The following is a 13,461-nucleotide window of genomic DNA, read 5'->3' on the forward strand; positions in this document are numbered from 1 at the left end:
GGGGTGAAATGTTACGATATTTATTGTGTTCACTATTCCTGATTTCTGCATCTGTGTGTGGATATGCGAACGATAATAATATCGGCATGATCACAGGAAACGCCACAGGGACATATGTGAAAATTGGCGCTGATCTATCTGCCGTATTGGATGGTGACGAAGGGTTGCGCATTATCCCGATGCTTGGGCGTGGATCACAAAGTAATATTAACGATATCCTCAACTTGGATTACGTTGATATGGGCTTGGTGCAATCCGATGTGCTCACCCAAATTCGCCTAACCGATCCAAATGCGCCAGCGTTGGATAAAATATCTTATATCGCCAAAATCTATAACGAAGAATTACACGTGCTTGCGCGGCGCGATTCCGACATTCATTCGATTTATGATCTGTCTGGCAAAAACGTCAGCACTGGTGGCACAGGGAGCGGATCAGAATCCACATCCCGTTTGGTTCTTAAATTTCTGGATATTGCGGTGACAGAACACCATTTGCGCCATACCGATGCGCTCGAAGGATTAAAATCTGGTAACATCGACGCCATGATGTTTGTTGCGGGAAAACCAACTGCATTTTTAAATGGTGTGACCGAGGCTGACAATTTACGCCTGATCCCACTGCCGTTTTCCGCATTGCTCGCCAGCACCTATCAACCCTCTATTTTTAAATCCAGCGATTATCCTGCCTTGATCGAAAACGGGTTTGTTCAAACAATTTCTGTGGGCGCGATATTGGCGGTGTTTGACGATTTGGACGAAAACACGCCGCGGTATCATGCCTTGGCTGCATTTTGCGAAGCATTGTTAAAAAATCAAGACGCATTTAAAAACCCTGCACGCCACACAAAATGGCAAGAATTTTCGCCCCGTGCCACCGTTCCAGGCTGGCGTCGCTTTTTGCCAATGGCGCGATTGTTGGCACAACCCGAAACGGTGCAATAAATGCAATTGGATCAATTTTCAGACCCATTGCCAATCGGCACGACCTTGTTACAGGGGCAATACAGGATTGAAAAATTCCTAAATGATGGCGGGTTTGGCATTACCTATTTGGCGGTGGATAGCCTTGATCGCCCGATGGTCATTAAGGAATGCTTCCCACGCGCCATTTGCCGCCGTTCTGGATTGGATGTTGGCACACGTGCCATCAGCCATCGCGAAGAATTTCGTTCCATTGTCAAAGCATTCGTCGAAGAGGCGCGAAATCTTTCACAATTTGAACACCCAAATATCGTCAAGGTGCATCAGGTTTTTGACGAAAATCAAACTGCCTATATGGCGATGGATTTTATCAACGGTCAGGAACTTACAGATCGGATTGAACAGGGAAACCTGTCCCCCAGCACAATTCATTCCATCGCGCTCAAACTTTTGGATGCGCTTGATACAATTCATGCCAGTGGCATGTTGCACCGCGATATTTCACCCGACAATATTTTGATTGATCAAAACGACAACCCTGTTCTGATCGACTTTGGCGCCGCCAAACAAGAGGCAAGCCAGCACGGCCCCAAAATGACATCCATCCGTGTCACCAAAGAAGGATATTCACCACAAGAATTCTATGTATCAGGCGCACAACAATTCCCATCCAGTGATCTGTATGCGTTGGCGGCAACACTATATCACACGATCAGCGGCACCGCCCCAGCCGAAAGCCAAGCACGGCTTTTGGCATTGGCACAAGAAAAAGAAGACCCATATATTCCCCTGTCGGGGAAACACCCAGAACACGCAACAGGTTTATTGATCGCAATTGATCGTGCGATGAATGTTTCGCCAAAGGAACGTCTGCAAAACGGGCATGAATGGCTTAATCATATTGCCACCACAACAACAAATCCCAAACCCACGCAAGGCAGCAAAATGGCATTTGCATCTATTGTCATCGCAATTGCAGGGCTTGGTATTTGGATTACAAACAATTCAAATCAATCAGTTCAAACTGCGGCGCTCATAACGCCACCAACACATAACAACATTTTCAAAGCGCCCGTTTTAACCGATCAACAAAACGGAACATTTAGATTTTCAAATGGGATGGAAGTTGTGGAAATTCCAAATGGAAATACCGTGATCCTACAAATTTCCACCCCTCCAATTACAGGAAGCAACGACATCCAAATCGGGGATATTTTATTGGCCGAACGCGTGTTGGGTGTGTCTGTTGCACAAATCGGTGATTTGGAAAATGTATTGCAAAAACTGGAACAGCAAAACCTGCCAAAGGCTGTGTTTTCTGTACGTCGTGGCGATGCGGTTGTGCTGGCCAATCTTTCAATGATAGTGCAACAGCCATGACATTAAAAACCCAAACATCATGGGCCATGTCCAAAGGCACACGCCAAGTCCAAGAAGACGTATTGCATTACTGGTTCGATGAATCTGGTGAAAACGGATATATCATTATCGCCGATGGTATGGGTGGGCATACCTCTGGTGATATTGCGGCAACCCTTACGGTAGAGGCCGTTGATACCACCCTGCGCACACCAGAACAAAATCCACCCGTTCAACTAAAAACGGCGGTGGATCGTGCAAATAAAACGCTGGCCAATTATATCGCTCGAAATCCGCAAACGGCGGGGATGGGTACAACACTTATTGCCGTGGTCATTGCCAACGGTGAAATATATTGGGCCTCTGTTGGTGATAGCCCGTTTTATTTGATCCGCGATGGAAAAATTTTACGCTTAAACGAAGACCATTCGATGGCCATTCAAATTGATCAAATGGCCATGGCAGGACAAATTTCACAAAAAGCGGCAGCAGAACACCCACACCGCGCTGCACTTACTTCTGTTATTATGGGTGGGGAAATTGCGCGGATAGATCTGCGCAACACACCATTTAAAATGAGAACGGGCGATGTGTTTATCCCTGCAACCGATGGGCTTCATAGTTTGAAAATACAACAACTGTTGACGATTGTGCAAAATGCACCGCGTGATGCAGATAAAATTTGTGCATCAATTGCCGCTTCAATTGATGCACAAAAAAATCCAAACCAAGATAACTTGGCAATTTGTGTGGCACTCGTTTTATAGACCAAGCGCCTTATAGCTATCTGCAACACGCCCCAATGACACCAGATAGGCCGCAGTACGCAGGCTGTCCACATCATCGCGGCTATGCCATACATATTGCATTGATTGGTATGATGTACGCATCGTATCTTCCAGCCCCGAACGCACCAATTCCAATTCACCCGCACCTTGGAAAAATTTGGTTTTGAATTCTTCGGATACGGGTTTCCCGACAAGTCGTTCCATTTCTTGGATCAATAAAATATTGCTCGCCTCTTCTTGGCGCCGCTGCATACGACCAAACCGAATGTGGCTTAGGTTTTTCACCCATTCGAAATAGGACACCGTCACACCACCCGCATTAGCATACATATCGGGGATAATCACAACACCCGCCTTGTGCAAAATTTCATCCGCACCTGCGGTTACGGGACCATTCGCAGCCTCGATAATGAGCTTGGTTTTAATCCGATCTGCGTTATCCATGTTGATCACACCTTCCATCGCGGCGGGGATCAAAATATCGCATTCTTTTTCCAAAACAGCAGAACCATTTTTAACGTATTCGCCGCCTTTAAATCCCTTTACCCCCGCGTTGGCGCGAATGTGGCCGGACAATTCTTCGATATCCAGACCCTTGTCATTAATAACCGCACCATCGCGTTCAATCACGGCAGTGATCAATGCGCCATCTTCTTCGGCCAAAAACTTGGCGGCGTGATAACCCACATTGCCAAGCCCTTGCACAATAATGCGTTTGCCATCAAGCGTGCCGGTCATATTCGCGATTTTCACATCATCTGGATGGCGGAAAAATTCTTGCAATGCATATTGCACACCGCGCCCTGTCGCCTCGACCCGCCCCGCGATGCCGCCCTTGTTCAACGGTTTGCCTGTGACACAAGCCTCTGAATCGATTTCGGTTGTGTTCATGCGGCGGAACTGATCGGCAATCCACGCCATTTCACGCTCTCCCGTGCCCATATCGGGTGCGGGCACGTTTTGTGACGGGTGGATCAAATCACGCTTGATTAGCTCAAACGCAAATCGGCGCGTGATGCGTTCCAATTCATCTGCTTCCCATGCGTTTGGATCAATGTGCAAACCACCCTTTGATCCGCCAAACGGTGCTTCGACTAAGGCACATTTATATGTCATCAGCGCGGCCAAGGCTTCGACCTCGTCTTGGTTCACAGATGTTGCAAAACGAATACCGCCCTTCACCGGTTCTTTGTGTTCGGAATGCACCGAACGATATCCTGTGAATGTGTGAATATCACCGCGCAGCTTGACCCCGAAACGCACGGTATAGGTCGAATTACAAACGCGAATTTTTTCTTCCAACCCAGGCGAGAGGTTCAACAGGCCAACCGCCTTGTCAAACATCATATCTACGGATTTGCGAAAAGACGGTTCTTTGTTGCGTGGCATCATGTGATCCTTCTGAATGTTTCTGAAACAATGCGGTGAAACTAAAATAAGTAAATCACAGTGTTTTTTATTTGTCCAAGTATAACATTTGTTATATCTTGGACATATGCGCAATCGTGGCGCAGAATTGGAATATGAAATGTCACACCCAACATTGATGGTGGCGCCAAATGGCGCACGCAAACAAAAATCCGATCACCCTGCCCTACCTGTTACATTGGATGAAATCGTGCAATGTGCCGCCGAATGTTCTGATGCCGGGGCCGATATATTGCATCTGCATGTCCGCAACGACGATGGTTCGCATAGCTTGGATGCAGGACGTTATCGCGAAACAATGGCGGGCGTGGCTGAAGGTGTTCCCAACATGCCCATTCAAATCACCACAGAAAGCGGAGGCATTTTCGATGTCCACACGCAATTGCGCTGCCTGCAAGATACCCGCCCCCACCGCGCAAGCGTATCCATCCGTGAAATCGCACGCAGCCCCGATTTGGCATCCCATGTCTATGGTTTTGCCAAAGAGGCCTGTATTGATGTGCAACATATCATCTATGGTCTGCCCGATATTGCCCAATATAAACATTGGGTTGAAACCGCGATCATTCCAGAAACCATGAACAGCATGATTTTTGTGTTGGGGCAATACACGCCCCCCATTAACGCGCGGCCCGATGATCTACTTCCATTTTTGGATGCCACAAAAAACCTGTCGCTGGAATGGGCTGTTTGTGCCTTTGGCCAAAACGAATTGGCATGTGCACAACACGCATTACAACTGGGCGGAAATATCCGCATCGGTTTCGAAAATAATCTTCACCTGCCAGATGGAACACTGGCACAAAATAACGCGCAAACAGTTGCCCTTGCACGCGCCCTGATAAACGAGATTTGACATGTCACATGTTTTTCCACGCCATACCAAAAACATCCCCCCCATCGCGGTTGGCGGCGAAGGGTGTTATTTAATTGACACAAACGGCAAACAATATTTGGATGCATCGGGTGGTGCGGCGGTGTCTTGTCTGGGGCATGGTGATATCGATGTAACCATCGCGATCAAGGATCAACTGGACAAGGTTGCCTTTGCCCATACGGGGTTTCTATCCTCCGAACCCGCAGAAAAACTGGCGAGCCTGTTAATTGAACACGCCCCCAAACCGCTCGACAAAGTGTATTTCGTTTCTGGCGGATCAGAGGCGGTTGAATCCGCGATCAAACTCGCGCGCCAATATCATTTGGAAAACGGCGAACCTGATCGCAAACATTTGATCGCGCGGCGTCAAAGCTATCACGGGAATACGCTTGGCGCATTGGCGGCAGGTGGCAATGCGTGGCGGCGGGCACAATTTGATCCCTTGTTAATCAACGTATCCCACATCGCCCCCTGTTACGAATACATCGGGCGCAATGATGGTGAAACTGCACACCAATACGGCCAGCGCATGGCCCAAGAATTAGAGGATGAAATCATCCGACTTGGCCCAGGCACCGTTTTGGCATTCATGGCAGAACCTGTCGTTGGGGCCACAATGGGTGCGGTTCCCGCTGTTGATGGGTATTTCAAACGCATCCGCGAAATTTGCGACAAATACGGTGTCTTGTTGATCCTGGACGAGGTCATGTGCGGCATGGGGCGCACGGGTTCTCTTTTCGCGGCTGATATTGACGGCGTTGCCCCCGATATCCTATGCATCGCCAAAGGATTGGGTGCGGGATATCAACCCATCGGGGCAATGTTGTGTAGCGATAAAATTTTCGCTGCAATTGAAAACGGATCCGGTTTTTTTCAACATGGCCATACCTATATCGGCCATCCCGTTGCCACGGCGGCGGGGCTTGCGGTGGTGAATGCATTGCTGGATCGTGATCTGATCACACGTGTTCAGGAACAAGGTGCTAAGTTAAAACAGATGTTGGAAAACATATTTGGGCAACATCCCTATATCGGTGATATTCGCGGGCGTGGATTGTTCCTTGGGATGGAATTTGTATCTGATCGCGATGCCAAAACACCGTTTGATCCATCGCTCGCCCTTGGTGCGAAAATGAAAAAGACCGCATTTGAAAACGGTCTGATTTGTTACCCGATGTCGGGCACGCGTGATGGCAAATTGGGCGATCACATGTTGCTCGCCCCTCCATTTATTTTGGATAACAATCACATGGATGAGCTGGTCGAAAAACTGGGCAAAACCTTTGATGCGGTTCTGCCCAGATAATTAACGTACGATGTAAACCGATGCTTTGGCGTGGCGTGCAACGCGCGCCGCATTCGGGCCTAACATCTTGTCTTTCAGATCGGGTTTATTCGCCCCGATCACAACAAGGTCGACCTTTAGCTTTTTGGCGGCTTCTAACACTTCTTCGTAAACCGTACCAAGGGCAACAATATGTTGCACCTTGGCCTCTGGGAGTGTTTCTGAAACAAAGCTGTGCAAATCCGCGTTCGCCTTTGCCAATGCTTTGTCCAACGACCCTTTGTCAAAGAATGATCCAACGATGCTCATGCCAAAATCGGGCACAACGGTGATCACGCTCAACTTGGATCCTTGCAATTGCGCGAGCGCATTTGCCTGTTTCAACACATCCGCGCTTTTGTCTGATTGGCCCAGATCAACGGCACATAAAATCTTCTTCATGCTTGCTCTCCTACCAAGCCATCTTCGCGACGTTTGCGCGCCATTTGCAGCATATAAATCAACCCCAGCAAAATGAACGCAGGGATAAAGAAGACTTCTTTTGCCATTCGATCTGCCTTCACTTGCAATTCGGCCAGTTCCCAATCGAAATCAATTCCAAGCTGTTCCGCAGGGCCGCCAAAGTTCAGGTTATCCACCAAAATTTTGCCGTCCTCTTCGCGAAATTCAATTCCCGCGCTGTCAAACAACCGCGCAGCCCCATCACCAGATTTATCACCAAGAGGCAACAAGAACTGTGAATCAACCGCATTGCCATCAATGCTTTCGCCGATCAAACGCACGCGCAAACTGTCACCTGCATCGGAATTTTCCGCCATTGTGAACACTTCGCTCGCTGGTTTTGTTTCAAATTCAGGCGCCAGATAATTGAGAAAGAAATCAGGACGGAACAGCATGAACGCAATCAAAATCAACGCAATACTTTCGTAGATTTTTGATTTCGTCATCCAGAACCCCATGGTTCCCGCCGTGAACACCAAAATCGCAGCCGTGGATACAAGGAACACAACAATGCCCTGCATCATGGTCACATCAATCAACAACAGATCGGTGTTAAAGATGAACACAAACGGCAAGGCCACCGTGCGCAAGCTATAGAAAAATCCGATGAACCCTGTCTTGATCGCATCACCGCCAGATACGGCAGCGGCGGCAAAACTGGCCAGCCCCACAGGGGGCGTTACATCGGCCATGATCCCAAAGTAAAACACAAACAAGTGCACCGCGATCAAGGGAACGATCAAACCATTGGCCGCACCCAATTCCACAACAACACCGGCCATCAAAGATGACACCACGATATAGTTCGCAGTCGTGGGCAACCCCATCCCAAGGATCAATGACAAGATACCAACAAAGACCAGCATCAAAATCAGATTGCCACCAGATACGAATTCAACCAGATCGGCCATCACCTGACCGATACCTGTCAATGTCACCGTACCCACGATCACACCTGCCGCCGCCGTGGCCAGACCGATACCGATCATATTGCGCGCACCGTCAATCAGCCCTTGCAACAAATCAACAACGCCGTCTTTAAACCGTTCGGCCATTTCGCTTTCACCGCGGAATATCGCCTTGAGTGGTCGCTGTGTAATCAGGATGAAAATCAACAGCGATGTCGCCCAAAACGCGGACAGACCGGGTGATTTTTGCTCGATCATCAGGAAATAAACCAAGACGATAATCGGCAACAGATAATAGAGACCCGATTTATAAATTTCGGATACCTCTGGCAAAACGATATTTGGATCGTTTGGATCATCGGGTTCCAAATCGGGAACCTGTGCGGCCATGTACAACAGGCCAATATAAATCGCCGCCAAAAGAATAGCCAAGATCATACCAGATCCGGCAGGAAGTGCCGATGTAATCCAACGTACCGGATATTGTGTGGCATAACACAATGCCGCAAAGCCAAGGAAAAACCCAAGCATTGATAATGCGGTTGCCAAAACGCCAGCGGCCTTACCGCTTGCCTTTTGCAAGGTTGGCATATTGCGTTTCACCGCTTCCAAATGCACGATATATACCAATGCGATATATGAAATCGTTGCAGGCAGGAATGCGTGGGTGATCACCTCGACATATGAAATGCCGACATATTCCACCATCAAAAACGCCGCCGCACCCATCACAGGGGGCATGATTTGCCCGTTCACGGATGATGCAACCTCAACCGCGCCAGCCTGTTCGGAACTAAACCCAACGCGTTTCATCAACGGGATTGTAAATGTACCTGTTGTCACAACATTGGCAATGGATGAACCTGAAATCAAACCCGTGGCGGCCGAACCAACCACCGCCGCCTTGGCGGGGCCACCACGCAGGTGACCAAGGGCGGCAAATGCCATTTTAATGAAATAATTGCCCGCGCCCGCCTTATCCAGCAATGCGCCAAACAGGACGAACAAGAACACGAATTTCGTTGATACGCCAAGCGCGATACCAAACACGCCCTCTGATGTGATCCACATATGGCTCATCGCTTTGTTCAGTGATGCGCCTTTCCAGCGGATGACCTCTGGCACCCAAGATGCCGCGCCAAAGAATACGTAACATAAAAACACAATCGCCACGATCGCCATTGCAGGGCCAAGCGCGCGACGCGCGGCCTCAAACAACAACACCAAACCAGCGGCGGCTGCAAAAATATCAAGCGATGTCGGCAAACCCGGACGGTTCACCAATTCGGCATAATATATCCAACCATAAAGCGCACAAAACGTGCCCAATATCCCAAGCCCCCAATCCAGATAGGGAATGTAATGCCTTGGGCTGGTTTTAAATGCAGGATAGGCCATATAGGCCAAGAATATCGCAAATCCCAAATGGATTTGACGTGAACTGTTAATCACCGATCCCGGTAAAATCATATTTGAAATTGGCGATGCCAATACGATCTGAAACACAGACCAAATAATTGCCAAAACCGCAAGGAATGTTCCAACAGACCCCGCAGGGCTTCGCGCACCGGCATCCGCAGATGCCACCATATCCTGAAGCTCTGCATCAGATAGGGGCGCGTTTTGTTTCTTCTCGGCCATTATGTTTCATCTCCCAAATTTGTTCAGTTTTCTGAACTTAATTTTCTCCTTTATCGCCATGTGTCCCCACAGCGAAAAAAGGGAGGAGCAATCGCCCCTCCCCGGTAATCATGTCGGATTATTCAATCCAACCTTGTTCTTTGTAATATTTCGCAGCGCCATCATGAAGCGGTGCCGACAAACCAGCCGTTGCCATTTCTTTTTGTGTCAAATTGGCAAATGCAGGGTGCAGCTTTTTAAAATCGTCAAAGTTTTCAAAAACTGATTTCACCAAAACATATACAACATCGGCAGGAACCGCAGATGATGATACGAATGTTGCACCCACACCAAATGTTGCTGTGTCGCCGTCATTGCCGCGATACATGCCACCTGGGATGGTTGCAGAACGGTAATATGGGTTGTCTGCGATCAACTTGTCCACTTCGGCACCCGCAACGTTTACCAATACGGAATCACATGCGGTTGTTGCCTCTTGGATCGAACCAGATGGGTGGCCAACGGTGTAAACCATCGCGTCAATCTGGTTGTCACAAAGCGCTGCAGACTGTTCAGATGCCTTAAGCTCTGATGCCAGACCCAAATCATCATTTGTCCAACCTTTGGCATTCATCAACACTTCCATTGTGCCGCGCTGACCTGAACCAGGGTTGCCGATATTTACGCGCTTACCTTTAAGATCGTCAAAGTTTGTGATGCCCGCGTCTGCGCGTGCCACAACTGTGAACGGCTCTGGGTGTACGGAAAATACCGCGCGCAAACCTTCGAACGCACCCGCTTCTTCGAATTTGGATGTGCCATGATATGCGTGATGCTGCCAATCAGATTGGGCCACGCCAAATTCCAATTCGCCCGCTTTGATTGTGTTGATGTTGTAAACAGAACCACCCGTGGATTCCACGGAACAACGTACACCGTGATCTTTGCGGCCTTTATTCACCAAACGACAGATCGCACCGCCTGTTGGATAATAAACACCTGTCACACCACCTGTACCAATTGTGATAAACGTATCGTCAGCAGCAGAAGCCACACCAGCCACCATCGTAGCCGCCGCAAGTGTCCCTGCGAAAGAGCTTAGAAATTTCATAGAATTCTCCCAATAAACTACGCCGGTAAAACACCGACTCGCGCCAATGTTACATTATGTTATATTATTGTCAAAAATAACATTTGTTTTTCTTACTTCGGCGAAATCGCTTATTCCTTGCAAGCATGGTCAACATCACAGTATGACCCAGTGAAATTGCACCTATTGGAATTTCAATGTTACGCCGTTTTTCCGTTTACGTCATCCCTGCCCTTGTTGCCTTGGGTTTGTTTTCTGGGCTGCTACGCGAAATATTATTGGCGTATATTTTCGGCACATCGCGTGAATTGGAAATATTCCGCGTCGCATTTGGCCTGCCCAGTATACTAAGCGATAGCTTGGCCGTATCCTTTGTTTCAATCCTAATCCCCGTGCTGGTCATGGGTGAAAAATCCCACCCTGCCCATGCGTTGCGTCAAATTTTATGGGCAACTGGGGCGATTGCGGTCGGTGTCTTTTTCATCGGTTTGATCACCATGCCATTACAGGCGCGATTGTTGGCACCTGGGATTACGGGCGGGCAACGCACGGCATTAATCAATGCAGGTTATCTGTGTTGGGGTATGTTTTTGATGGTGATCTTGTCCTTGCCGTTGCGCGCCGCAATGAGCGTGCGTGGAAAAATCTGGCCAGGGGCAAGCGCACAATTGATGCGATCAGGCGGGTTTGTGATCGTATTGGCGCTATTCGTGTTTGCGATCGGGCAACGCGATGTCACGGCCACGGCGATGTCGGCGTTGGCGGCGGGGTTATCCGTATTGCTGGTGCATATTTTTGCCATTGGCAAAACGGGACGGCGGCGGGTGATGCTGGCCTTATCCGCAGGGCCAAATTGGGATCATCTGCGCCCGCTGTTATTGCCACTTGGCTTGGTGTTTTTGACACAGATTTTATTATCAGGCGGGCGCCTTATGGATCGCGCAGTGGCCAGTAATATGGAAATCGGCACACTTGCAGTGATTGAATATAGCTACGCGTTGGTGATGGCGGCGGCGGCGGTATTGGGAACATCAACCAATCTGATACTTGCCCCGCGACTGGCGCGCAGCTTGCGTGATACGGGGCGGGTCACAGCACAACATAAACGCACGATTATTTTGGTCACGGGCTTTGCCACGCTGGCGGGGATTTCCCTGTCTTTGCTGGCCACACCGATTGTAAGCATCGTTTATGAAAACGGAACCTTCCAAGCATCGGATGCCCTTCGCACCGCAAGCGTTTTTCGCCTGCACGCGCTGTCACTTGGCCCCATCGTTTTGGCGCTGATCTTAACCCAAGTGTTGTTGATTTCGGGCGGTCAGCGTTTAACCTTCGTTATCTCTGGGATCAAACTCGCGATCAAAGCGGGTGTATTATATGTGTTGATCAAAAGCGGCTATGGCCTTGGCGGCATCGCAATAAGCCTTGCGATAACAGAGCTATTGATGGCTGTTATTTTGGCAATGGCGTTGAAATGGCGGTCACAGGTACAACGATAGGCAATTGATTCATGCTACCATACATTACATTCTTTAGCCTGCACGGACTTGTCGCGTTGATGAAACGACAAAGCCAAGCAACCATTTTTTGCTTTGTAATCTTAAACATGTACTTCGTGGGTTTTCGATACGAACTTGGATTTGACTGGCCCCTTTATAAACAGGAATTTGAATTCTTAAAAACACTTGGCTTCATAGAGTTTTTTTCGTCGATGCCGGCAATCCAAGTAAAGTATCCCCATGAATTCGGTTTCCTAATATTCGCATTTTTATCCAGTAAAGTGTTCTTCAGCTATGAACTTATGCAAGCGTTTTTATTTGCAGTTTTCATAGCGAGCTTTATTTCACTAGGACGTGCCTTGGGAACCAGAAATATCGTTGCGGCAATGATTGTGGTTCACTTATTTGTACTATTCACGCTAGAATTTTCTACAGTACGACAATTGCTGGCAACCTCTTTATTCAACTTTGCATTAGCTTCATATTTCAACAAACAAAGAATTCCACTCATCCTTTTTACCGCCAGCGTGCTCGTTCAAGTATCTGCTGCCGTTTATGTCATCGCTTTTTTGTTTGCTATCGGTGCGCCTAAAAAAATCTGGCTAACAACAATCGTGGCTGGCGCAGGTGCACTTGCCTTGAATTCAGTCAGCTTTCTTCCATATATCTTAAACTTTCTACCTAGTTTTGCATCAGTTAAACTAGAATATTATTTCAATGATCGGGACTACAGTTACAATACTTTGGAGCAAGTATTCTTTGCTGTGTTTTTCATAATCGTGGTGCTGTTTGCAAATCTCGCGCAAACAAAATTAACCAAAACAGAAGCTATCCAACAAAAGTTTTCTTCAACCGATATCGCCCTTAAAATTGTTTTATTCTTGACGCTTGTTTCGTTGGCTATGTTTTTCGTAAACACGGTTAGAAACCGCATGTTGTATGAACTTATTATTTTAGTAAGTTTGATCACCTTTATTCCAAACCTCAAATACGCAAGATACATGCGCTTAGTGCTATTCTCCTTTGGCGGCGTTTATCTCGCAGTATCAATGACAAAAAGCCTAAGTTACATGTACGTCCCTTACCAAAATTACGTCTTTTATAGCGTTTTGGGATACGAAAGTGATGGCGAAGAACGTCACAAAAAACTGCGAAGATTTTTCCGAAGTCAGCGTTAACCGCC

11 protein-coding genes are annotated in these 13,461 nt (G+C 48.0%); 7 read left to right on the top strand and 4 right to left on the bottom strand.

Annotation, left to right across the window (positions count from 1 at the left end; all coding sequences use genetic code 11):
• Positions 1-8 precede the first annotated feature (8 nt).
• From BFP76_RS00155 to BFP76_RS00165, 3 genes are read left to right on the top strand one after another with little or no spacing between them, the layout of a single operon-like run.
• Positions 9-944: a TAXI family TRAP transporter solute-binding subunit gene (locus BFP76_RS00155; protein WP_099591154.1), complete on the top strand. Its 936-nt coding sequence runs from the start codon at positions 9-11 to the stop codon at positions 942-944.
• Positions 945-2,303, top strand: a complete 1,359-nt coding sequence (locus tag BFP76_RS00160) for a serine/threonine protein kinase (protein ID WP_099591155.1) — start codon at positions 945-947, stop codon at positions 2,301-2,303.
• Positions 2,300-3,049 carry a PP2C family protein-serine/threonine phosphatase gene (locus tag BFP76_RS00165; protein WP_099591156.1) on the top strand — a complete coding sequence of 250 codons (750 nt, stop codon included), beginning with the start codon at positions 2,300-2,302 and terminating at the stop codon, positions 3,047-3,049. Before BFP76_RS00160 ends, BFP76_RS00165 begins: the two co-directional genes overlap by 4 nt.
• Here BFP76_RS00165 and BFP76_RS00170 read toward each other — a convergent pair.
• The gene (locus BFP76_RS00170) at positions 3,044-4,459 is read right to left on the bottom strand and encodes a Glu/Leu/Phe/Val family dehydrogenase (protein WP_099591157.1); all 1,416 of its coding nucleotides are present in this window, start codon (positions 4,457-4,459) and stop codon (positions 3,044-3,046) included. The genes BFP76_RS00165 and BFP76_RS00170 overlap by 6 nt on opposite strands.
• A gap of 139 nt (positions 4,460-4,598) precedes the next feature.
• Between BFP76_RS00170 and BFP76_RS00175 the strand changes: the two genes are divergently transcribed.
• Together BFP76_RS00175 and BFP76_RS00180 are read left to right on the top strand one after the other, a co-directional pair.
• Positions 4,599-5,354, top strand: coding sequence for a beta-keto acid cleavage family enzyme (locus BFP76_RS00175; RefSeq protein WP_165775609.1), 756 nt, complete (start codon positions 4,599-4,601; stop codon positions 5,352-5,354).
• 1 nt (position 5,355) lies between these two features.
• On the top strand, positions 5,356-6,681 hold the full coding sequence (locus tag BFP76_RS00180; protein ID WP_099591158.1) for an aspartate aminotransferase family protein: 1,326 nt from the start codon (positions 5,356-5,358) through the stop codon (positions 6,679-6,681).
• Here the strand turns inward: BFP76_RS00180 and BFP76_RS00185 are convergent, their stop codons facing one another.
• The 3 genes from BFP76_RS00185 to BFP76_RS00195 all read right to left on the bottom strand — a co-directional run bounded on the left by BFP76_RS00185 (position 6,682) and on the right by BFP76_RS00195 (position 10,800).
• Positions 6,682-7,101, bottom strand: a complete 420-nt coding sequence (locus BFP76_RS00185) for a universal stress protein (protein ID WP_099591159.1) — start codon at positions 7,099-7,101, stop codon at positions 6,682-6,684.
• Positions 7,098-9,710, bottom strand: a complete 2,613-nt coding sequence (locus BFP76_RS00190; RefSeq protein WP_420818644.1) for a TRAP transporter permease — start codon at positions 9,708-9,710, stop codon at positions 7,098-7,100. The genes BFP76_RS00185 and BFP76_RS00190 overlap by 4 nt, the downstream gene beginning before the upstream one ends.
• Positions 9,711-9,828: 118 nt before the next feature.
• Positions 9,829-10,800, bottom strand: a complete 972-nt coding sequence (locus BFP76_RS00195) for a TAXI family TRAP transporter solute-binding subunit (protein WP_205661318.1) — start codon at positions 10,798-10,800, stop codon at positions 9,829-9,831.
• Between the two features lie 176 nt (positions 10,801-10,976).
• Between BFP76_RS00195 and BFP76_RS00200 the strand changes: the two genes are divergently transcribed.
• Both BFP76_RS00200 and BFP76_RS00205 read left to right on the top strand, forming a co-directional pair.
• A complete protein-coding gene (locus BFP76_RS00200; protein WP_099591162.1) occupies positions 10,977-12,278 on the top strand; it encodes a lipid II flippase MurJ in 1,302 nt (433 codons plus the stop codon).
• A gap of 11 nt (positions 12,279-12,289) precedes the next feature.
• Positions 12,290-13,456 (top strand): EpsG family protein, encoded by a 1,167-nt coding sequence (locus BFP76_RS00205; RefSeq protein WP_099591163.1) that lies wholly within the window; start codon positions 12,290-12,292, stop codon positions 13,454-13,456.
• Positions 13,457-13,461: the final 5 nt, after the last annotated feature.

It is taken from the genome of Paramylibacter kogurei (assembly GCF_002742285.1).
Taxonomy (GTDB): Bacteria; Pseudomonadota; Alphaproteobacteria; order Rhodobacterales; family Rhodobacteraceae; genus Amylibacter; species Amylibacter kogurei.